The organism is Clostridium nitrophenolicum (genome assembly GCF_055391695.1).
This window is the reverse complement of record NZ_AP042469.1, coordinates 3,675,896-3,698,076: the sequence shown is the minus strand read 5'-3', so window position 1 is coordinate 3,698,076 and position 22,181 is coordinate 3,675,896. Positions and strand designations below refer to the sequence as shown.

Below are 22,181 nucleotides of genomic sequence, written 5' to 3'. Positions count from 1 at the left end.
CAATATGAATAATTTATATGATGTTATAATTATCGGTTCTGGGCCAGCAGGACTTTCTGCTGCATTATACGCAGCGAGAGCCAGAATGAAAACTTTAATACTTGAAAGGACGAAGGTAGGGGGACAAATTGTAACTACAGATGAAGTGGCTAATTATCCTGGATCAGTGGAGGATGCTACAGGTCCAAGTTTAATAGCAAGAATGGAAAAACAGGTTGAAAGTTTTGGGGCTGAAAGAAAAAAAGACAATATAAAAGAAGTTGATTTTAGTGGGAAAATAAAGCTACTTAGGGGAGAAAGTGAAGAATATCAGGCTAAAACTGTGATTATTGCCACAGGAGCATCACCTAGACATATTGGATGCCCTGGAGAGAATAAATTAATTGGAAAAGGTGTATCTTACTGTGCAACTTGTGATGCAGATTTTTTCCAGGACCTAGAAGTTTTTGTGGTTGGCGGAGGAGATTCTGCCGTTGAGGAGGCTATTTATTTAACAAAGTTTGCAAGAAAGGTAACGATAGTTCACAGAAGAGATGAATTAAGAGCTGCTAAATCCATACAAGAAAAGGCTTTCAAAAATGAAAAAATTCATTTCATGTGGAATACTGTTGTTGATGAGATAAAAGGTGAGGGAATATTAGAGTCAGCAGTATTTAAAAATACTCAAACTGGTGAAACTCATGAATACTTCGCTGATGAAGAGGATGGTACTTTTGGTATATTCGTCTTTACTGGATATCTACCTATAAACAATTTATTTAAGGAAAAAATCCAGTTGAATGAAGGTGGATATATAATAACAAATGATAAGATGGAAACAAATATAGAAGGGGTATTTGCAGCTGGAGATATAAGAGAAAAGCCTTTAAGACAGGTTGTTACAGCAACAGCAGATGGGGCTATTGCTGCTGTACAAGCAGAGAAATATATAGAAAATAATTTTTAAAGGAAAGGTGGTAGCTAATATGATAATTGTAGATAAGGACAGCTTTAACTCTGAAGTTTTAGAAGGGGAGGGCTATGTACTTGTAGACTATTTTGGAGATGGTTGTGCACCATGCCAAGCTTTATTACCAGATGTAGAAGCATTAGCTGAAAAGTATGAAGGTAAGGTTAAATTTTGTAAACTAAATACTACAAAGGCTAGAAGACTGGCAATTTCTCAAAAGGTACTTGGGCTTCCGACAATATCACTATATAAAGATGGGAAAAAGATTGAGGAAGTAGTAAAGGAAGATGCTACAAAAGAAAGTATTGATGCAATGATTATAAAACATATCAATGCTTAAATTATAGGAGGAAGAAAAGTTATGAGTTTATTAGAAGGAAAAAAAATAATTGCAATAGGGGACAGAGATGGAATTCCAGGTCCAGCTATTGAAGAATGTGTGAAAAGTGCTAAAGGAGAAGTTATATTTGCCTCAACAGAATGCTTTGTTTGAACAGCCGCAGGTGCTATGGATCTGGAGATCCAACAAAGAGTAATTGATTTAACTTCAAAATACGGTGCTGAAAATGTGGTGGTAATAATAGGAGGAGCTGAGGCTGAGGCATCAGGACTATCAGCAGAAACTGTAGCTTTAGGAGATCCTACTTTTGCAGGGCCACTTGCAGGAATTGCATTAGGACTTGGTGTGTATCATGTGATAGAGCAAGAAGTTAAAAATGAATTTGATCCAGCTATTTATGATGAGCAGTGTGGAATGATGGAAATGGTTCTTGACATAGATGCAATTATCAGTGAAGTAAAAACTGTTAGAGATCAGCATTCAAAATACAATAAATAATCTATGTAAGCTTTAACAATTTAAAAATGGCATGCAGAAATGCATGCTATTTTAGTATAAAGTGAAAATAGTAAATGGAGGTTTTTAAAAATGAGTTTTCCAGTAATTAAAAATGCGGCTTATGTGTTAGTAAATACACCAGATATGATATTACATAACGGTACTACTCAAACACTAGAAAGAGAGACAAATTCAGAATCAGAGTATTTAAAGGTTATACCAAATCACTTAAGATCTTATGAAGAGGTAGTCAACTATGCACCGAATCAAACCTATATAGGAAACATGACTCCAGAAGAATTAAGTGAAATAAAGAGACCATGGTACAATGAAAAGACTATGGGGTTATCAAGATTTGGTAAGTTCGGCGAAATTATGTCCCAAGATGAGTTCTATGGTTTGATGAAGGTAAGTGATGTATTTGATCTTGTTCTACTTGAGAAGGATTTTACAGAGACTGTTAGAGAGAAGTTCAAGTCTCACCCTGTTTTAAATATAAAGGCTGATGCTTTAAAGGAAGGCATTGAATTAGTTGAAATAGAGAAGCTAGTGGAAAATCATGTAGCTGAAGGACTATATGATAACAACAAGCTTATTGGTTGTGTAAAAAGAGCTCACGAATTTGATAAGAACTTAACTTCACATATTATTGTTGAAAATTTAGCTGTTAAGGCTTCAGGAGTTCTTGCACTAATGCATTTAGTGAAAAATTCAGGAATTGACGTTAACCAAGTGGAATACTTAATTGAATGTTCAGAAGAAGCTATAGGAGATATGAATCAAAGAGGTGGCGGAAATATAGCTAAGGCTTGCGGGGAAATTGCAGGAATTAAAGGTGCTACAGGAATAGATATGAGAGGTTTCTGTGCTGGTCCTTCACACTCAATAGTTACGGCAGCAGCATTAGTTAAATCAGGAATTTACAAGAATGTAATAGTCTTTGCTGGTGGGGCTACTGCTAAGCTTGGAATGAATGGCAAGGATCATATTAAAAAGGGATTGCCTGTTTTAGAAGATTGCTTAGGAGGATTTGCAATATTAATATCTGAAAATGATGGAGTAAGTCCAATTTTAAGAACAGATGTAGTAGGAAGACATAGTATTGGACATGGAGCTGCACCACAGGCGGTTTTAGAGGCATTAGTTTCAGAGCCATTAACTAAGAATGGATTAAAAATCACTGATGTTGATAAATTTGCTCCAGAAATGCAAACTCCAGATTTAACAGAGCCAGCAGGAGCAGGAGACGTTCCAACTCAAAACTACAAGATGATAGGGGCACTTGCAGTAAAAAATGGACAATTAGACAGAAAGGAATTACCGAATTTTGTATCAAAACATGGATATCCAGGATATGCACCAACACAAGGTCACATACCATCAGGAGTTCCTATAGTTGGACATGGTATTGAACATATAATGTCAGGAAAGTTAAATAACTTTATGATAATAGGAAAAGGAAGTTTATTCTTAGGAAGAATGACTAACCTGTTCGATGGAATTTCAATATTAGTTGAGAAGAATACTGGTGCAGTAGAAAGCACTGAGGCTTCAGTTTCAAAGGAAGAAATTAAGAGCATGATAGCTGAAGAATTAAAAAAATTTGCATCTCAAATGATGGCAGAATAAACAATGAGGAGTTCAGCCAAGTAGCAGAAGTTCCTTGTATGGTAACAGCTATTAGAAATTATCGAATAGATACTAATAAAAGGAGGGAGCAACGTGGAGCAAACTAAAAAAGTAATTGCAGAAGTATTTAATGAAATAGCTGATGGAATTATAAGTGGAAGCTTCGGAAAAAGAGTTAAAATTGGACTAACTACTTTTGGCTCAGAGCATGGTGCTTTAGAGATGGCTAAAGCTGCAGCACTTGCGAAGAGTAAATATGGTGATTTTGATATAGTTTTAATTGGACCTAAAGTTGAAGGTGACTTTGAGGTTGTTGAAGTCGGAGATGCTGAAGAAGGACATAAAAAAATGGTAGAGCTATTAGATAGCAGAGTAATAGATGGATGTGTAACTCAGCATTTCGATTTTCCAATAGGGGTTTCAACAGTGGGGAGAGTAATAACTCCAGGTTTAGGAAAAGAATTAATAATTGCAACAACTACAGGAACAACAGCTACTCATAGAGTTGAGGGAATGATAAAAAACACAATAAATGGTATAGCTGTTGCAAAGGCGTGTGGTATTAAAGATCCAAAGGTCGGCATTTTAAATGTAGATGGTGCTAGAGGAGTTGAGAGAGCTCTTAAAGAACTGCAAAGCAGAGGATATCATTTTACTTTTGGTGAATCACTAAGAGCAGATGGCGGTTCAGTCATGAGAGGAAATGATTTACTGGCGGGAACACCTGATGTTATGGTTTGTGATTCATTGACAGGAAATTTACTAATAAAGATATTTGCTTCATTTACAACAGGAGGCAACTATGAAACTGTCGGATATGGATATGGCCCAGGTGTTGGAGAAGGCTATGACAAGATAGTAAACATAGTATCCCGTGCCTCCGGTGCACCACTAATTTGTGAAGCTTTAAAATATTGTGCTATTTCTGCAAAGAATAATTTAGTACAGCTTGCTAATGATGAATATAAAAGTGCCAATGCTGCAGGATTAAAAGAGATAATAGGAAAAATACTTGAAAAAGATAAGCCAGCATCTGCAGTAGAAGAAGTTAAGATTCCGCCTAAAAAGGTAGTAACATATGGAATACCAGGAATCGATATTCTTGAGCTTGAAAATGCTTGTAAGGTGCTTTGGAAGGAAGGTATATATTCTGAGAGCGGAATGGGCTGCACTGGTCCAATAGTTTTAGTAAGTGAAGAGGAAAGTGAAAAAGCTGTCAATTTACTTATAAAGAATGGATTTAAGTAGTACTATATACACACATGGCCGACACTCAACTTATGCTCTGACATAAGGAGGAGGAGTTTTATTAATTTCTTAGAACCATTGATAAGCTCTCGTCCCTGAAACATATCAAAGGTTCTAAGACTTTCTAGAATACTTCGCTAAGACTTATGCCAAAAGTATTTAAATATGTCTTCCAGAATGTCAATATATCCCTGCGCCTAAGTTAAGTGTCTGGTGAGGTTATCTATATATTAAGGCAATCCATATTTCCATAGGTGCAGGAAGCAAGGCTAATAAGGTTATAGAAAAGCTCCTGATATATAGATTAGGTATAAAGGTGATTTTTATGAAAGAAAAAATAAAAATATGGACAAGGCAGGATACGAGTATTCTTGATGTTTTAGAAAATGAAGGAAGATATATTGTAAAAAGAGAATACATAGAGCACAAAATGGAAAACTGTGAAAAATATTATTTTGAAGTGTATTCTTGGTACACTATGAAAGCAAATGAAATAGTTCCAAAGCCTCACGATGTAAAATATCCTGTCTGGGTTTCAATAAGTTCTGATTTTATGCTTCAGCAGACTCCTGGCACCGTTATATTAGAGCTTTTAGTAGAGAAGGATTTGGTTATTGTAACGGATTCAGAAAAATGGGATAGAGTAGTTAATTTGTGGTATGTTCCATTAAGCAAGGAAGATGAAGAGGAATACGATAAAAAACTTAGGAATTATGGAATATTAAATTGTTCAAATGCATATATGAGTGGTTTTTATCCTCATCTTAAAAGTGAAATAATTAAAAGTTGGAGCAGATTGTTTGACAATTCCTATTCATTGTCAAGTCTAAAACAAGGAACAATTTGGGAGGTGAAAAAAGAATGGGTGCAAAGAGTAATAAGATAATGCTGTATACTTCCCAAAGTTCAGAGGTCATTAAAGCATTGAAGGAACACAAGATATGCTATGTAAAAAGAGAATTCATTGTAAAAAAGTATCAGGAGGTTTCAAGCATATTTTTGGAGGCATACAATTGGTACATAAGTAAAGCGCAGGATATTGTAAAAAAGCCTGAAAATGCTGAATATCCATTTTGGACATATACGGAAATAGATTATGCTGGATGGTATCCAGGCAACTACCTGCTTGTTTTGGAAGTTCCGATTGAAGAAGTGGTTTTTTTCAAAGTTGAAGATTGGAACAAAATTTTAAATCTAAAATATTTAGCTGCTAATGAAAAAGATGAAAAAATGCATAAGGATATGTTGACAAAGCTGAATATTTCAATTGAGTCAGATGTAATTACCAAGTCTTTTTATCCAAATTTGAAATCAGAAGTAAAAAAGAGCTGGGATAATTTATTTAGATATCATAAGTTAATAAAGTCTGGAGCTATACAGGAAAGAGATTTGCAAGCAGGTCTATGGGAACTTAGAAAAGAGTGGATTGTTGATATTAAATTTTAGATGCTATCAAGGCTTATATGGGTACTAGAAGTGTCGGCGGAGTTCTGTCTAACTATAAACCCCAGCAATAAAGTTTTTGCTGGGGAATTATTATTAGCTTATAGGCAGAGTAATCTTTATAATTGTTCCTATGTCAGGTTTACTCCAAACGTCAACTATACCGTTGTGATTATCTATTATCCATTTTGCAATTGCCAGTCCTAGCCCAGTGCCACCGCTGGTCTTTGTTCTAGATTTATCAGCTCTATAAAATCTATCAAATATATAGGGAAGGTCTTCACTGGAAATTCCTGTGCCAGTATCACCAATGGTTATAATAGCTTTATCATCTTTTTTGTAAGAATCAAGTTTTATCGTACCACCTTCTGGAGTGTATTTAATACTGTTATCTACAAAGATTCTTATAGCTTCCTTAATAAGTTTTCTATCAGCATTGATTTCAAATTCGTGACTATATTCATTTTCTATTTGATGAGCTGAATCAATTAACTTAGTCTCCTTTAATATTTCTTGAATTAATTCATTGAGCATAAAATTTTGTTTTTCAATTTTTTGAGTATTTTTATCTCCGCGAGCTAGAAATAAGAGCTGTTCAACTAGATCTTTCATATTCTCAGATTCACTTTTAATAGCTAAAATAGATTCTTCTAATATTTCTTTGTCATTTTTTCCCCATCGGTTTAAAAGGTTGACGTAACCCTGTATAACGGAAATTGGTGTTCTTAACTCATGTGAAGCATCGGACACAAATTGATTTTGCTGATCAACAGACTTTTGAATTCTATCAAGCATATCATTAAAGGTTTTAGCTAAATCCTTAAGTTCATTTTTAGACCCTCTTACATCAAGTCTTTTATCAAGAGCATTTATAGATATTTCTTTTACGGTTTTAGTCATAGTTTCTACAGGAGATAGGAATTTTTTACTTGCTCTTGAACCAATTATTATAATTATTATCAATCCTATAATGTTGCAACCTGCTAAAATAGCACCAAGAATAGACAGATAATCACTACTTATACCACTCTCAATGTAGTATTTAAAGCTAGCCAGTATTCCTGCGCTCATTAAAGAAAAAATTATTATAAAAGTAAAGATATACGTTATTGTTATTTTAAATGTAATTGAAAAACGAAGTTTATTTGAGATATTTTCAATAACTCTATCTAGTAGTTTAGATAAAAAGTTTAAGGTGGACTTTACTACTAAAAATATAATTTTTATAACTTGAAATATAACCTTGAAAATAGATTTTATTTTATTCATGTTTTAACTGATACCCCACTCCTCGAACTGTGTGAATAAATTTTTCATTATATTTATCATCAATTTTACTTCTTAAATAACGAATATAAACATCTACTACATTTGTATCACCTGCATAATCATATTCCCATACTTTTTCAAGTATACTTTCTCTTGATAATACTATATCCTTGTTAATCATTAAGTATTTTAGTAAATCAAATTCTTTTTTCGTCAGATCGATAGATTCGTTATCATAGGTTACAGTATACTTATCCATATCCAATTTTAAATTTCCTATTTCAATAAGATTAGATTTAGAAATAGAGACTCTCTTACGCTTAAAGGTTACACGAATACGTGCTAGTAGCTCTTCTATAGCAAAGGGCTTTGTCATATAGTCATCAGCACCGATGTCAAGTCCCATAACCTTATCCATGACTTCATCTTTGGCTGTAAGCATAATAACAGGAACTTCAGAAGATTGCCTTAGCCTCCTCAACACTTCCATTCCGTTTAGAGATGGAAGCATAACATCAAGTATTATAAGATCAAAGTTTCCTTTTAAAGCTTTATCAAGGCCGATTCTTCCGTCCTGAGCTTGATCAACAACATATCCTTCATGCTCAAGTTCAAGCTGTACAAATCTAGCTATTTTTAATTCATCTTCTATAATAAGAATTTTTTCGTTGATCATTTTACACCCTCCAAAAATCAGTCATTTTAAATTAATTATACTCTTTTTATGTTGTTGTGAAAATATGAGAAAAGTTAAGCCCGCTTTATGAAAAATCATAAGCAGGCTTAATATTAAGCATTTTTAATTTCTTCTGTTATCTTATTTGTAACATTAGTTACTACATTAGCAACTTTGTCTATTTTATTATTAATGTCGTATTCCTCCCCGTTTTCTTTGTTAAATCTTAGCTTACAATTTGTAACTAGAGCAAGTATTAAAGCTGCTATTGCAACTGGCATTGCAAAGATACCAAATAAAACAGTTAGTGTAGAAGGGAGATTTAATATTGTTTTATCATTTTTGGATATTACTAATTTTATTTTGTTAGCCTTTGAAATTAAATTTTTAACTTTTTTAATGAAAGTCGAGCCTTTAATACACTCTTCTTGTTCAGGTTTAATCTTGTTTTGTTCTTCAAGGTATCCTAGCGCATCAACTATATCACCGTTACATTTTTCAAGGGCTTCTTTAGCTTCCTTATATCCCACATTTGCTCTTTTTCTTAATAAATCGATTTGTTCAATTGTAATTGTCATTTTAATTCCTCCAATTCAATATTTTTAATTTAATTAGTTTAATATGAGAATCAATTGCTTATGTTTATATAATAATGGAGGATAATTAGAGAAGAATTAGTGAAAGATTAAAATTTGATTAGAAAATTAAAAAGTTATCTTGCTTTTATAGAGAAAATAGTCTGACAGTCAACATATTCCTCTGTATAAGTTAACTTTCTAGTTAGGCTTTATATAAAATAAAGGAAATAATAAAGGGGTGTGGAATATCAGTATATAGTTGTAAACATCATTATTAAAATTATGAAGTTAAAAGATGAAAATAGAAGATTAAGAGAACAACTAGATAAATTAAAGTCACAATCGTAAATCTATGCGTCACAATCGCAGATTATTAATAAGTAAGTTTTGTGGGGGAAAAAATGAAAAAACAGTATTGATAATTTTATTTTTAGCGTTAAATAATTTAATGTACATTTAAACGACTAATATAAGATAATAATAGTTTTATAAACGAGGAGGTTTTTTATGGGACAAGACCATGAGTTTTTTTTACTATCAAATGATGAGTATGAAGAAATGGGATGTGACGGATATTATTCACCAGCAAAAGACTTAAGTAATTGTTTATCAATTCATGATGATATAATTCAGTACATAGGAGACACGTTGGCATGGATACCATCAATTAATCCATGTAATAGTTATAAAAAAGGATTTGGATTAAATAATTATGGAATTACATTATTTGATAAAGAAGGTGCGGAAGTTATTTTAAAGTTAGCAAAAGCATGGGCTGATTTATTTTCAATTGGGCCAAATATTTTAAAACTTACTGGTAATTATAGTTGTATAAAAATAAAAAGTGGTATACCGGAGAGAAAATATAATTTACTTGAAGTAGATAGAGATGAACTCGTTGAGAATTTTAGAAAACTACGATTGTTTTCAGAAAAAGTTATATCAGGTGATTATCTTATACTTCATCTTGGTATATAAGAATTTTAATATTGAAAAAAGATTAATGCACATTATTCGTATAATACAATTTAAAGGTTAAATTTTAAAAATCCGAAAAACCATACAAGTACACTTAAAGTCAGTATAAATGCAAGGAATGGTATTAATTTTAAATATCCTGTTAAATCATCAATCTTAACTTTTTGTGAAGTAACCTGCATGAACCAGTATAAGATAAGTAGTGGGCATAAATATAGTAATAAATCTAATCCAGGTAAACTAAATTTTTTAAGTATGTAATCTTGAATCCAAACTATAAAACTGATAATTATCCAGTATAAAATACCTAAAATTGTATTATACAAAGTATATTCAAATATATTTAAATCACGATTGTTATATGAATTAAACAAATTTCATCACACCTTTGATATCGAGATTATTTTACTTAATGATATGTGTAGACTCAGTAAAATATGTAACATCTTTCTTATTTTGTGAACTATCAATAAAGTTATTAACATGGTATACGCATAAAATCGTATAAAAAGAAAAGAGGTGAGTTTTAGTGAGAGTTTGATATTTATTATATACTCTCTCACTAAAGATAAGATATGAGCAATAATTTGGTGAAAGAGCACATATATTCATCCTTTCAAGATATTGATGAAAACTTTGATAAAGCTTACTTTGAAAAGATTAAGGATTGTTTTTTTCTAGCAATTGAATGTATTAAGCAGCAAGATGGTTATATCTTTTTTACTGATATTAATAAGAATATTATTGCTGCATTTTCTTTTGGAAAGAATGAAAAGCTGGAGGAATGGGTTGGAAAAAGGATTAGTTTTAATGTTAATTTCGATAGCAATGATAATAAGATGACTAAAATCTTTACTGAATTAGATAGAAAATATAAATTATATCATTATATTTATAAAGTAAATATGTTCGATATATCACAATACTATTTGTACTTTATATCAGAAAGTGAAAAAGATTTAGAGTGTATGAATATGTTTAATAGCATTAATGATAATATAGAAAAGTACATGAGGCTAATTGATAAGCATGCCAATCATAATGATTTATTATTAATGGCTTTGGATTCAGTAAATGAGGGGATATCTTTTTGTGACAGAGATGGCTATTTAATTTATGTTAATAAAGCTTGCTGCAGCATTTTAGGCACCAGTAAGAAAGAGTTAATAGGCAAAAAAATGGATAAGCTTTCAAAGGACAAGCCGCTGCTAAGAGAAATCATTGATGGCAAGAGAAGTGTTATTGATGTAGAATATTTTTTAAGATTTAAAGAAAAAACTGTACAATTAATTAATTCAGGATATCCAGTGTTTGATAGAAAAAGAGATGTTATTGGAGCGATTGATATATTTAGGAGTATTGAAAGATCTAGAAAACTTACAAGCACAATGGCAGGATATGAAGCGTTTTTCACATTTGATCATATTATAGGGGAAAGTAGAAAAATAAAAGAAAATATTAAGCTCGCAAAGGTATTTGCTAAGAGTAGTGAAAACATTTTAATCATTGGAGAAAGCGGAACAGGAAAAGAGTTATTTGCTCAGGCTATACATAATTACAGCAATAGGAGAAACAAGCCATTCATTGCATTAAATTGTGCTAACTTTCCCAATGAGTTAGTAGATAGCGAGCTATTTGGATATGAGGAAGGTTCATTTACAGGAGCGAAAAAGGGTGGTAAACCTGGAAAGTTCGAGTTAGCTCATGGAGGGACATTATTTCTTGACGAATTAGGCGAAATGCCAATACACATTCAGGCTAAGCTATTAAGAGTTCTTGAAACTATGTGCATTAATAGAATTGGGGGAACTAGACCCTTTAAAGTTGATGTGAGGGTTATTGCTGCTACAAACAGAAGACTAGAGAAACTTGTTGAACAAGGAGAATTTAGAAGTGATTTATATTATAGATTAAAGGTTCTTTATGTAGAAGTACCCCCTCTAAAGGAAAGAGAAAAGGATGTGCTAATTCTTGCAGATTATTTTATTAAAAAGTTTAGTGAAAAGATGCAGAAAAATATTAGCGGTTTAAGTAGTGGAGCGAAAGAGGCCATAATGCAATATGCTTGGCCAGGAAACATAAGAGAGCTTGAAAATACATTGTCAAGATGTATGTATATTTGTGATGGAGAATATATTACAGAGGAAAATTTTGTAATGGCCGGATTAAAGGAATATAAGCATGAGGGATTCATAAAAAGAGAGGCAATTAAAATAGATAAAAAAGCTTTAACAGATGCACTAGAGTCAACTAATGGAAATAAGAAAAAAGTATCGGAGATATTAGGAATCTCTAGACCGACTTTATATAAGTTGTTAAAAGAGTATAAAATATAAAGAAAAGTTTAGAAGGTGAAAATTCATTAAAAGTGTAAATATGTTTACATGTAAATGCTTTTACATAATCAAGAAAAATCATAACAAAAATAGCTGTAATCTTTAATAAGGCAGATCATACTTAAAAGTATATAGTAAGTAAAATAAAAAAAGTGTAAAATGGTTTACACTTTTTTGTTTTGCACTTTAAAGAAAACCTCCTCTAGAGTGCATAGAATGGGAGTTTAGACTCTTGATGTTTATTGGCATATATTTTGCTATTTATTTTGATATGGTTAAGATTACTTAATTACAGAATAGTATAATAACGGGGAGGGTAAAGGCATGAATATTAAGATGAGAAGGCACATACGTGATTTTAATAGAGTAAGCTATGTAGATGAAGGAGAGAAAAACATATATAGTGAAAAGAAGGTAATTGATTGTTCACTTGGAGTTAATCCCTTTGGCTGCTCAAAATTAATTAGTGAAGAAAAGAATTTATTCAGCATAGAAAATTTAAACAACTATCCACAATATCCATACACAGAAATAAGAAAAGAAATTTCTAAATATTGGTCCGATGTTGCTGAGGTAAGTAGCGAAAATATAAGACTTGGGTGTGGATCTATGGGAATTTTGAACACTATTAATATGATGTTTGTAGATAAAGAATATAGTGTGTTAGGATATTGCCCGCAATTTACAGAATATATAACAGATGTAAAAAGTCAGGGAGGTATGTATGAATACGTTGAACTAAAAGATAGCATAAACTTTAAGTTTGATAAGAAAAAATTAATAAGTCGAATGAACAATAGAACTCAGATGATTTATATAGATAATCCTAATAATCCTACAGGTCAGATTATACCTATATCAGAAATAGAGGAAATTGTAGAAGTAGCAAAAGATATGGATATATGTGTAGTCATAGATGAGGCATATGGAGAATTTATGAGTAAGAAAAATTCAGCAATTACATTATTAAACAAGTATCCCAATCTAGTTGTTGCTAGAACTTTTTCTAAGGGATTTGGACTTGCCGGAATAAGAGTTGGGTATATTTTGTGCAGTGAATTTCTTTTAGAATATTTCAAAAAGGTAGAACTTCCTTTTAGTATAAATACAATTAGTTATAATATTGCTAGAATAGCATTAAGAGATACTGGATTTATTAAAGAGTCAGTAGATAAAATAAAAGAAATAAAAAATAAAGTTATAAAAGAATGTTCGAAATTAAGAGTTCTGGAAACTAGTTTAGAATGTCCTATTATGCTTATGATGCATCCAAATAATGAGTTTGATTTGTATAATGCCTTCAAGAAAAATAGTGTTATTACTGAATCAGGAGAATGTTTTATAGGTCTTGGAAAAAATTTTGTAAGGTTAAGAGTGCCTAAAGAGATAGATGATTTAATAGAAGTTATAAGAAATGTTGAAAAAGATATTAAAATCTAAAACGGATGTGTAAGTACCTATAGTTAACGACAACAATTAAATTAGATATAATCATATGGAGAGTTGGTTTTGAAAATGAAAATTTATGGTTAACTATTAAAACAAAAATAAATAAATAATTATATAAACCATACTATATCTGTAAAAATCAAAAGCGGATATAGTGTGGTTTATTTCTTGTATTTAATATTTTATCCGAACTTAGATTAATTTTTACATAAATTCACCAGACTCAATTTCATGTTGAAGAATTTCATTGATACGTTTTTCAATTTTGTCTAAATCAAATTCAGCCTCTTTTTTAATACTCTTTCGAAGCATGGGACCAATTTGTTGTATATCATCTCGAATATCATATAAGAGTTCTAAAGCTGCAGCTGCTTCTAATTCTTCACTTGGTATTTCTACCATATTTGCAAGAATAGAGGTTTCAGTTCTGGATGCGACCAAAGGTGATTTTACGTTATCGACGTATACAAGAGTTCTTCTTCCAGGACCGCGCTCGTCTTCAATGCGTTCTAAACTGATAATTTTATCTGAACGGGCAAATTTGCCGTATCCAAGTGGAACCATTTGACCTTCTCTAATTTCCATACTATATATCACCACCTAGTATATTTATTTAGAAGTATGTATTCTTCGTCTAACGTAATACTTTCTTAGTTAAATTTATCTAGCATATTTAATCAATAAAAATGTGGTTTTAAATTTATTATTTGATTTCGTAGTCTTATTTATACTTTTATATATTAAATTAACTTATAGCTTGATGCTTATTTTAATTCACATGAGTGAGATATAAATATAATTTTAATGATTTTGTTATTTTATATCTTAATCTTAGCTATGAAGAGAGAGTTATAGAGGGGGAGGTACCTCGATCTTAGATTGAATATAGTTATTTCTAATTAAATACTTTCATATAAACTAAGTCAGGCGTATCACTATATTAAATAATGAGCATACTAAAGAATGCGTGAGAATTGTGATGGTCATTTGAAATGAAGATGTGTATAGCCGGTTTTTTATATCTACATACATGATAAGATATCACTTGTCGCTTGAAGGAGCGGCGAACACAAACAAGAAATAGTCTCAATATAATATCGCGGGGTGGAGCAGCTGGTAGCTCGTTGGGCTCATAACCCAAAGGTCGTAGGTTCAAGTCCTGCCCCCGCAACCAAAAAGTATTGACAACGAATTAGGTTGTATGATACTATATGAAAGCTGTCTAATGCATGGCTTAATGCTAAGTTAAGTAGTTGTAAATTGGCAATAATTCACTGATTGACAGGCAGATACAGATATGATAAGATGTAAATCCAGTCGCAGTTAGCGATTAGATACAAAAGTTGTTCAATACAATATATAATGACGCGGGGTGGAGCAGCTGGTAGCTCGTCGGGCTCATAACCCGAAGGTCGTAGGTTCAAGTCCTGCCCCCGCAACCAAAAAGTATTGACAACAAATTAGGTTGTATGATACTATCTGAAAGCTGTCTAATGCATAGCTTAAAATTAAGCTTAGCAATTGTTGATTTGGGAATAAGTTCCTAGTTGACAGATAGAGACAAGCATGATAAGATGTAAATCCAGTCGCAAATGAGCGACATGATCCTTGAAAATTAAACAGAGATTAAAAATCAAGATGATTTTTATTAAGTAAACTAAACCAGCAATTCTTTTGAACTACTTGTTAGTAGTCAAAAACAACAGTAATGAGCATTCAAACTTTTAAATTGAGAGTTTGATCCTGGCTCAGGACGAACGCTGGCGGCGTGCCTAACACATGCAAGTCGAGCGATGAAATCCTTCGGGATGGATTAGCGGCGGACGGGTGAGTAACACGTGGGTAACCTGCCTCAAAGAGGGGGATAGCCTCCCGAAAGGGAGATTAATACCGCATAACATTAGTTTTTCGCATGGAGAACTAATTAAAGGAGTAATCCGCTTTGAGATGGACCCGCGGCGCATTAGCTAGTTGGTGAGGTAAAGGCTCACCAAGGCGACGATGCGTAGCCGACCTGAGAGGGTGATCGGCCACATTGGAACTGAGACACGGTCCAGACTCCTACGGGAGGCAGCAGTGGGGAATATTGCACAATGGGCGAAAGCCTGATGCAGCAACGCCGCGTGAGTGATGAAGGCCTTCGGGTTGTAAAGCTCTGTCTTTTGGGACGATAATGACGGTACCAAAGGAGGAAGCCACGGCTAACTACGTGCCAGCAGCCGCGGTAATACGTAGGTGGCGAGCGTTGTCCGGATTTACTGGGCGTAAAGGATGCGTAGGCGGATTTTTAAGTGAGATGTGAAATACCCGGGCTTAACTTGGGTGCTGCATTTCAAACTGGAAGTCTAGAGTGCGGGAGAGGAGAGTGGAATTCCTAGTGTAGCGGTGAAATGCGTAGAGATTAGGAAGAACACCAGTGGCGAAGGCGACTCTCTGGACCGTAACTGACGCTGAGGCATGAAAGCGTGGGTAGCAAACAGGATTAGATACCCTGGTAGTCCACGCCGTAAACGATGAGTACTAGGTGTAGGAGGTATCGACCCCTTCTGTGCCGCAGTTAACACAATAAGTACTCCGCCTGGGAAGTACGATCGCAAGATTAAAACTCAAAGGAATTGACGGGGGCCCGCACAAGCAGCGGAGCATGTGGTTTAATTCGAAGCAACGCGAAGAACCTTACCTAGACTTGACATCTCCTGAATTACTCGTAATGGAGGAAGCCCTTCGGGGCAGGAAGACAGGTGGTGCATGGTTGTCGTCAGCTCGTGTCGTGAGATGTTAGGTTAAGTCCTGCAACGAGCGCAACCCTTATCATTAGTTGCTACCATTAAGTTGAGCACTCTAGTGAGACTGCCCGGGTTAACCGGGAGGAAGGTGGGGATGACGTCAAATCATCATGCCCCTTATGTCTAGGGCTACACACGTGCTACAATGGGTAATACAAAGAGAAGCAATACAGTGATGTGGAGCAAAACTATAAAATTACCCTCAGTTCGGATTGTAGGCTGAAACTCGCCTACATGAAGCTGGAGTTGCTAGTAATCGCGAATCAGCATGTCGCGGTGAATACGTTCCCGGGCCTTGTACACACCGCCCGTCACACCATGAGAGCTGGCAACACCCGAAGTCCGTAGTCTAACCGTAAGGAAGACGCGGCCGAAGGTGGGGTTAGTGATTGGGGTGAAGTCGTAACAAGGTAGCCGTAGGAGAACCTGCGGCTGGATCACCTCCTTTCTAAGGAGTCGACAAAGTAGGTAATTCTACTTTGAAGGTTTGTTTACACTCTGTTTAATCTTGAGGGATTATTTACTAGTTGATTTTGAATAATCAACATGATAAAATAAATCTCCAATTGTTCTTTGAAAATTGCACAGTGATATTAAATAAAAGTAAAGCTGAAGGTAAAACTACTTATTATATAAGTAAGTAACCTTTGTAGATTTAAGAATTAATATAAATTAATAGTAGCGAGCAGTACAAGGAAGTAACTGAATGAGGAGCAGAGTTTACTTAAGGTAAATGAGCACCGCAATGAAGGAAGCTGACGCAGTAATGCGAAGGTAATATTAATTTAGATGGTCAAGCTACAAAGGGCGCATGGTGAATGCCTTGGCACCAGTAGTCGAAGAAGGACGTGATAAGCTGCGATAAGCTTCGGGTAGGCGCAAATAGCCTGTGATCCGAAGATTTCCGAATGGGGCAACCCACACTACTAACGTAGTGTACTGTAAACTGAATTCATAGGTTTATAGGGATATACCCGGGGAACTGAAACATCTAAGTACCCGGAGGAAGAGAAAGAAAAATCGATTTCCTAAGTAGCGGCGAGCGAAAGGGAAAGAGCCCAAACCAGGAACTTGTTCCTGGGGTTGCGGACAGATCACAAAAGTTGTGATTTCTTAATTGAAGAGAGCTGGAAGGCTCCGCCGTAGAAGGTAACAGCCCTGTAAGTGAAAAGAATAGCAACGAGATCTGCTCCAGAGTACCACGAGACACGTGAAACCTTGTGGGAAGCAGGGAGGACCACCTCCCAAGGCTAAATACTAACTGGTGACCGATAGTGAAGCAGTACCGTGAGGGAAAGGTGAAAAGAACCCCGGGAGGGGAGTGAAATAGAACCTGAAACCGTGTGTCCACAACCGGTCAAAGCACTTTTACGTGCGATGACGTGCTTTTTGTAGAACGAGCCAGCGAGTTACGATATGTAGCAAGGTTAAGCACTTAAGGTGCGCAGCCGAAGGGAAACCGAGTCTGAATAGGGCAATAAGTTGCATGTCGTAGACCCGAAACCGGGTGACCTATCCATGGACAGGTTGAAGCGGAAGTAAAATTCCGTGGAGGACCGAACCACGTTGGTGTTGAAAAACCATGGGATGAGCTGTGGATAGCGGAGAAATTCCAATCGAACTCGGAGATAGCTGGTTCTCCTCGAAATAGCTTTAGGGCTAGCGTTGAGAATGAGTAATGGAGGTAGAGCACTGAATGGGCTAGGGGCTGACAACAGTTACTGAACCCTATCAAACTCCGAATGCCATATACTTGAATCTCAGCAGTCAGACTACGAATGATAAGATCCGTGGTCAAAAGGGAAACAGCCCAGATCATCAGCTAAGGTCCCAAAGTGTAAGTTAAGTGGAAAAGGATGTGGGATTTCTAAGACAACTAGGATGTTGGCTTAGAAGCAGCCACTCATTCAAAGAGTGCGTAATAGCTCACTAGTCGAGAGATCCTGCGCCGAAGATGTCCGGGGCTAAAACTTACCACCGAAGCTATGGGCTCGAAAGAGCGGTAGAGGAGCTTCCTGTATGGATTGAAGTCGTACCGAAAGGAGCGGTGGACTGTACAGGAGTGAGTATGCTGGCATAAGTAGCGAGAAATAAGTGAGAATCTTATTGGTCGAAAACCTAAGGTTTCCTGAGGAAGGCTCGTCCGCTCAGGGTTAGTCGGGACCTAAGCCGAGGCCGAAAGGCGTAGGTGATGGACAATCGGTTGATATTCCGATACCGCCAACTGACGTTATTACAAATGGGATGACGCAGGAGGATAAGATGTGCGCACTATTGGATGTGCGTCTAAGCGTTTAGGTATACAGGATAGGCAAATCCGCCTGTATTAGCTGAGACGTGATGGGGAGCCCTTATGGGCGAAGTATCTGATTCCACGCTGCCAAGAAAAGTCTCTATGGAGGAAGTTGGTGCCCGTACCGCAAACCGACACAGGTAGGTGAGGAGAGAATCCTAAGACCAGCGGAAGAATTGTTGTCAAGGAACTCGGCAAATTGACCCCGTAAGTTAGCGATAAGGGGTGCCTACGCAAGTAGGTCGCAGAGAATAGGCCCAAGCAACTGTTTAGCAAAAACACAGGTCTCTGCTAAAGCGAAAGCTGATGTATAGGGGCTGACGCCTGCCCGGTGCTGGAAGGTTAAGGGGAACACTTAGCGCAAGCGAAGGTGTGAACTTAAGCCCCAGTAAACGGCGGCCGTAACTATAACGGTCCTAAGGTAGCGAAATTCCTTGTCGGGTAAGTTCCGACCCGCACGAATGGCGTAATGACTTGGGCACTGTCTCGACAACAAATCCGGCGAAATTGTAGTGCAAGTGAAGATGCTTGCTACCCGCGATTGGACGGAAAGACCCCGTAGAGCTTTACTGTAGCTTAGCATTGAGTTTCGGTATTGTCTGTACAGGATAGGTGGGAGACTGAGAAACAAGGGCGTCAGCCTTTGTGGAGTCATCCTTGGGATACCACCCTGACAGTACTGGGATTCTAACCGGTGGCCATGAATCTGGTCACGGGACATTGTTAGGTGGGCAGTTTGACTGGGGCGGTCGCCTCCTAAAAAGTAACGGAGGCGCCCAAAGGTTCCCTCAGAACGGTTGGAAATCGTTCGTAGAGTGCAAAGGCAGAAGGGAGCCTGACTGCGACACATACAAGTGGAGCAGGGACGAAAGTCGGGCTTAGTGATCCGGTGGTTCCTCGTGGGAGGGCCATCGCTCAACGGATAAAAGCTACCTCGGGGATAACAGGCTGATCTCCCCCAAGAGTCCACATCGACGGGGAGGTTTGGCACCTCGATGTCGGCTCGTCGCATCCTGGGGCTGAAGTAGGTCCCAAGGGTTGGGCTGTTCGCCCATTAAAGCGGCACGCGAGCTGGGTTCAGAACGTCGTGAGACAGTTCGGTCCCTATCCGTCGCGGGCGTAGGAAATTTGAGAGGAGCTGTCCTTAGTACGAGAGGACCGGGATGGACTGACCTCTGGTGCACCAGTTGTTCCGCCAGGAGCACAGCTGGGTAGCTATGTCGGGACGGGATAAACGCTGAAAGCATCTAAGCGTGAAGCCCACCTCAAGATTAGATTTCCCATAGCGTAAGCTAGTAAGACCCCTTGAAGAACACAAGGTTGATAGGTCAGAGGTGTAAGCATGGTAACATGTTCAGCTGACTGATACTAATAGGTCGAGGGCTTGACCAATACAATTCACTGTGCAATTTTGAGAGGGCAAATGTCTAAATGACATTTGCCGGGTAATTTAGCTAACACCAGTTAGCGTTAAGAATTACCCGGTGTTCCTTAAAAATGAAAAAACAAAAAGTAACAACTAAAAATTGATAGAAGCGAGTAGTACAAGGAAGCGACTGAGCGAGGAACAGAGTTTACTGATCTGTAAATGAGTACCGCAGGGAGGGAGCTGACGAAGTAATGCGAAGCTTATAGCAATTTTTAATAGGAAACTCACTCAGCAGAGCTGAGGAGTACTGATTCGTTACCAAAATCAAAGATTTTGACAAATCAGCATCTGGTGATTATGACGTGAAGGTAACACCCGTTCCCATTCCGAACACGACGGTTAAGCTTCACAGTGCCGATGGTACTGCAGGGGAGACCCTGTGGAAGAGTAGGTCATTGCCAGGTAATAATGAAAACACTAAGCAAATGCTTGGTGTTTTTTTATTATGCAAATAAGCAAGTGTAATATGCTCAGTGCTAACAGGTAGGTTAAGCTTTACAGTATTGATATAATGTAGGGAAAGCTTTGTAGAAGCATATAGGACGTCGGCAGATTAAAGTGCTAATTAGGAAGTTGCAATTAGAAAAGTAAAAATTAAATTAACAAGTATATCAGCAAACTATGTATGAAATAAATCCAATAGGTGTCATTCATATTAGAAAAAAGTCTTGACATTAGCGCAGTCTGGAATGACACCCTATAAATTGAATTCTAAATTAGTTTGCGAATATTAAAGTTATCTCTAAGCAAAGCCCAATTTTGCGGGAATGGAAAGCCTAGTGCCCAATAACTTATGCCTCCCAAATTATAACTCTTTACTGCATCGAATTTTGCTTGAGCACTGCGAGCGTCTTCAAACCATACTTCATGCTGTCTTCTTTGAGAATCTGTATAGTTATAATATGGTGTTTGTGATAGTGAATCATACTTTATATCAGCATTATATTTTATTGCTCTTGATACAGCTTCTTGCATACTGAAAGTTTCAGCTTCTTGACCAGGTACATGAGGAAGGAGCCAATCTCTAGCGTATAATTGAAAACCAAAATAAATTTTTTCTCTTGGAATAACAGAAACTGCATAATCTAGAACACGTATTATTTCATTTAATGGTGAAATTGCTTGAGGTGGCCCTAATCGATATCCCCATTCATAGGTCATAAGTATAACAAAGTCAGCAATTTTTCCGTGTGCAGCATAATCATGAGCTGTATATAGTGTGCCTTGCTGTTCTGCACTAGTTTTTGGTGCTAAAGCAGTTGAAACAAAGAATCCTTCTCTGTGCAGACGAGTTACCAAACGTTGAAGAAACTGATTGTAAAGTTCACGATCAGCAGGAAGTACACCTTCAAAGTCAATATTTATACCTCTATATCCTTTTTCTTTCATTATATTGATTATGTTTGTAAATAAATTCTGTTGAATATCAACACTAGATAGAACAACATGAGCAAGATTTTGACCAAGATCAGTGGAGGTAAAGTTTGTGATAGACATCATTGGTATCGAATTTACAGCATAAGCTAGTCTTATAACTGCGTTATCTTCTATTGCCTGAAGACTTCCATCTTCTCGTATTCTATATGCAAAAGGACTTAGATATGTTAAATACCTAGCTTCTCTTCTTATAGTTGAGATATTTTGATTACTAAAATCATAAACATATCCATTTACATATATACTAGGCTTTTGGGTGCGAGGGATAACTATTGTTGTGCCTGGAGATACCATGGCGGGATTACTAATTTGGTTTGCTTCCAACAAAGCTTCGAGAGAAACTCCATAATCTTGTGCAATTTCCCATAGGGTCTCTCCTGGGCTAATTGTATGTCTGCGTGCAGGTATATATAGTTTCATGCCAGGATAAATAGAATTAGGATTAACATTTGGATTTGCTTTTATAATTTCCTGAACAGTGATCCCGTAGATTTGTGCAATCCTCCATAAAGATTCGCCTGATTTTACAGTATACAAAAAGTCTTCTGTTGGAATTACTAATGCCTGACCAGTAACTAACTGATTTATATTCTGAAGTTCGTTAACAGCTATTATTCTTTCTATAGGTACATAATAGTAATTTGAAATTTCCCAGAGTGAATCACCTGGCTTTACTACGTGAATAAGCATCTATAACCTCCAAATTTTAATTTACATTTATAGCTTATGCGTAGAATGTAAGAAAAATGAGAATTCAGGCAAATAGTAGTTTAATAAAAATATTTAAAAGCTCAGAATTCAATTTCTGAGCTTTTTAAAAATAACTATTTAGTTTTGCATCAT

The 22,181-nt window shown here is 36.0% G+C and carries 15 protein-coding genes, 2 tRNA genes and 3 rRNA genes; 15 read left to right on the top strand and 5 right to left on the bottom strand.

The window, feature by feature from the left end; all coding sequences use genetic code 11:
* Positions 1-4: 4 nt before the first annotated feature.
* The 7 genes from trxB to ACZ5N4_RS17595 all read left to right on the top strand — a co-directional run bounded on the left by trxB (position 5) and on the right by ACZ5N4_RS17595 (position 6,110).
* On the top strand, positions 5-946 hold the full coding sequence (gene trxB, locus ACZ5N4_RS17625) for a thioredoxin-disulfide reductase (protein WP_464203806.1): 942 nt from the start codon (positions 5-7) through the stop codon (positions 944-946).
* A gap of 19 nt (positions 947-965) precedes the next feature.
* Complete coding sequence (trxA, locus tag ACZ5N4_RS17620; protein WP_464203805.1) at positions 966-1,289, top strand: thioredoxin TrxA; 324 nt, start codon at positions 966-968, stop codon at positions 1,287-1,289.
* Between the two features lie 21 nt (positions 1,290-1,310).
* Entirely contained in the window at positions 1,311-1,787 is a 477-nt protein-coding gene (gene grdA, locus ACZ5N4_RS17615; protein WP_464203804.1) for a glycine/sarcosine/betaine reductase complex selenoprotein A, read from the top strand.
* Positions 1,788-1,877: 90 nt separating this feature from the next.
* Positions 1,878-3,416, top strand: coding sequence for a glycine/sarcosine/betaine reductase complex component C subunit beta (gene grdC / locus ACZ5N4_RS17610; RefSeq protein ID WP_464203803.1), 1,539 nt, complete (start codon positions 1,878-1,880; stop codon positions 3,414-3,416).
* Between the two features lie 93 nt (positions 3,417-3,509).
* Complete coding sequence (gene grdD / locus ACZ5N4_RS17605) at positions 3,510-4,664, top strand: glycine/sarcosine/betaine reductase complex component C subunit alpha (RefSeq protein WP_464203802.1); 1,155 nt, start codon at positions 3,510-3,512, stop codon at positions 4,662-4,664.
* A gap of 325 nt (positions 4,665-4,989) precedes the next feature.
* Positions 4,990-5,550 carry a DUF3841 domain-containing protein gene (locus ACZ5N4_RS17600; RefSeq protein WP_464203801.1) on the top strand — a complete coding sequence of 187 codons (561 nt, stop codon included), beginning with the start codon at positions 4,990-4,992 and terminating at the stop codon, positions 5,548-5,550.
* Positions 5,526-6,110 carry a DUF3841 domain-containing protein gene (locus ACZ5N4_RS17595; RefSeq protein WP_464203800.1) on the top strand — a complete coding sequence of 195 codons (585 nt, stop codon included), beginning with the start codon at positions 5,526-5,528 and terminating at the stop codon, positions 6,108-6,110. Before ACZ5N4_RS17600 ends, ACZ5N4_RS17595 begins: the two co-directional genes overlap by 25 nt.
* Before the next feature lie 93 nt (positions 6,111-6,203).
* On the opposite strand, the gene ACZ5N4_RS17590 is transcribed toward ACZ5N4_RS17595, so the two are convergent.
* The 3 genes from ACZ5N4_RS17590 to ACZ5N4_RS17580 form a co-directional block, all read right to left on the bottom strand.
* Entirely contained in the window at positions 6,204-7,376 is a 1,173-nt protein-coding gene (locus ACZ5N4_RS17590; protein ID WP_464203799.1) for a sensor histidine kinase, read from the bottom strand.
* Entirely contained in the window at positions 7,369-8,052 is a 684-nt protein-coding gene (locus ACZ5N4_RS17585) for a response regulator transcription factor (RefSeq protein ID WP_464203798.1), read from the bottom strand. The genes ACZ5N4_RS17590 and ACZ5N4_RS17585 overlap by 8 nt, the downstream gene beginning before the upstream one ends.
* Before the next feature lie 113 nt (positions 8,053-8,165).
* Positions 8,166-8,630, bottom strand: a complete 465-nt coding sequence (locus tag ACZ5N4_RS17580; protein ID WP_464203797.1) for a DUF4342 domain-containing protein — start codon at positions 8,628-8,630, stop codon at positions 8,166-8,168.
* Positions 8,631-9,137: 507 nt separating this feature from the next.
* Between ACZ5N4_RS17580 and ACZ5N4_RS17575 the strand changes: the two genes are divergently transcribed.
* The 3 genes from ACZ5N4_RS17575 to ACZ5N4_RS17565 all read left to right on the top strand — a co-directional run bounded on the left by ACZ5N4_RS17575 (position 9,138) and on the right by ACZ5N4_RS17565 (position 13,384).
* Positions 9,138-9,608 carry a hypothetical protein gene (locus tag ACZ5N4_RS17575; protein ID WP_464203796.1) on the top strand — a complete coding sequence of 157 codons (471 nt, stop codon included), beginning with the start codon at positions 9,138-9,140 and terminating at the stop codon, positions 9,606-9,608.
* A gap of 575 nt (positions 9,609-10,183) precedes the next feature.
* On the top strand, positions 10,184-11,944 hold the full coding sequence (locus ACZ5N4_RS17570; protein ID WP_464203795.1) for a sigma-54 interaction domain-containing protein: 1,761 nt from the start codon (positions 10,184-10,186) through the stop codon (positions 11,942-11,944).
* 324 nt (positions 11,945-12,268) lie between these two features.
* The gene (locus tag ACZ5N4_RS17565) at positions 12,269-13,384 is read left to right on the top strand and encodes a pyridoxal phosphate-dependent aminotransferase (RefSeq protein WP_464203794.1); all 1,116 of its coding nucleotides are present in this window, start codon (positions 12,269-12,271) and stop codon (positions 13,382-13,384) included.
* Between the two features lie 213 nt (positions 13,385-13,597).
* Here the strand turns inward: ACZ5N4_RS17565 and ACZ5N4_RS17560 are convergent, their stop codons facing one another.
* A complete protein-coding gene (locus tag ACZ5N4_RS17560) occupies positions 13,598-13,978 on the bottom strand; it encodes a hypothetical protein (protein ID WP_464203793.1) in 381 nt (126 codons plus the stop codon).
* A 513-nt stretch (positions 13,979-14,491) separates the two neighbouring features.
* On the opposite strand from ACZ5N4_RS17560, the gene ACZ5N4_RS17555 reads away from it, so the two are divergent.
* From ACZ5N4_RS17555 to rrf, 5 genes are all read left to right on the top strand, one after another.
* Positions 14,492-14,567: transfer RNA gene (locus ACZ5N4_RS17555), tRNA-Met, on the top strand.
* 192 nt (positions 14,568-14,759) lie between these two features.
* Positions 14,760-14,835: transfer RNA gene (locus tag ACZ5N4_RS17550), tRNA-Met, on the top strand.
* 283 nt (positions 14,836-15,118) lie between these two features.
* A 16S ribosomal RNA gene (locus ACZ5N4_RS17545) occupies positions 15,119-16,627 on the top strand.
* Between the two features lie 343 nt (positions 16,628-16,970).
* Positions 16,971-19,864, top strand: a 23S ribosomal RNA gene (locus tag ACZ5N4_RS17540).
* A gap of 324 nt (positions 19,865-20,188) precedes the next feature.
* Positions 20,189-20,305, top strand: a 5S ribosomal RNA gene (rrf, locus tag ACZ5N4_RS17535).
* The 16S, 23S and 5S rRNA genes sit together here with 2 tRNA genes alongside, the layout of an rRNA operon.
* Before the next feature lie 307 nt (positions 20,306-20,612).
* Here rrf and ACZ5N4_RS17530 read toward each other — a convergent pair.
* Positions 20,613-22,028 carry a LysM peptidoglycan-binding domain-containing protein gene (locus ACZ5N4_RS17530; RefSeq protein ID WP_464203792.1) on the bottom strand — a complete coding sequence of 472 codons (1,416 nt, stop codon included), beginning with the start codon at positions 22,026-22,028 and terminating at the stop codon, positions 20,613-20,615.
* Between the last annotated feature and the right edge of the window lie 153 nt (positions 22,029-22,181).

Bases quoted from the DNA above. Each gene is read 5' to 3' on its own strand.
- ACZ5N4_RS17560 (WP_464203793.1), bottom strand. From the start codon at position 13,978: ATGGAAATTAGAGAAGGTCAAATGGTTCCACTTGGATACGGCAAATTT.
- ACZ5N4_RS17600 (WP_464203801.1), top strand. From the start codon at position 4,990: ATGAAAGAAAAAATAAAAATATGGACAAGGCAGGATACGAGTATTCTT.
- grdC (WP_464203803.1), top strand. From the start codon at position 1,878: ATGAGTTTTCCAGTAATTAAAAATGCGGCTTATGTGTTAGTAAATACA.
- ACZ5N4_RS17570 (WP_464203795.1), top strand. From the start codon at position 10,184: ATGAGCAATAATTTGGTGAAAGAGCACATATATTCATCCTTTCAAGAT.
- ACZ5N4_RS17590 (WP_464203799.1), bottom strand. From the start codon at position 7,376: ATGAATAAAATAAAATCTATTTTCAAGGTTATATTTCAAGTTATAAAA.
- trxA (WP_464203805.1), top strand. From the start codon at position 966: ATGATAATTGTAGATAAGGACAGCTTTAACTCTGAAGTTTTAGAAGGG.
- ACZ5N4_RS17595 (WP_464203800.1), top strand. From the start codon at position 5,526: ATGGGTGCAAAGAGTAATAAGATAATGCTGTATACTTCCCAAAGTTCA.
- ACZ5N4_RS17530 (WP_464203792.1), bottom strand. From the start codon at position 22,028: ATGCTTATTCACGTAGTAAAGCCAGGTGATTCACTCTGGGAAATTTCA.
- ACZ5N4_RS17575 (WP_464203796.1), top strand. From the start codon at position 9,138: ATGGGACAAGACCATGAGTTTTTTTTACTATCAAATGATGAGTATGAA.
- trxB (WP_464203806.1), top strand. From the start codon at position 5: ATGAATAATTTATATGATGTTATAATTATCGGTTCTGGGCCAGCAGGA.
- ACZ5N4_RS17585 (WP_464203798.1), bottom strand. From the start codon at position 8,052: ATGATCAACGAAAAAATTCTTATTATAGAAGATGAATTAAAAATAGCT.
- ACZ5N4_RS17580 (WP_464203797.1), bottom strand. From the start codon at position 8,630: ATGACAATTACAATTGAACAAATCGATTTATTAAGAAAAAGAGCAAAT.
- ACZ5N4_RS17565 (WP_464203794.1), top strand. From the start codon at position 12,269: ATGAATATTAAGATGAGAAGGCACATACGTGATTTTAATAGAGTAAGC.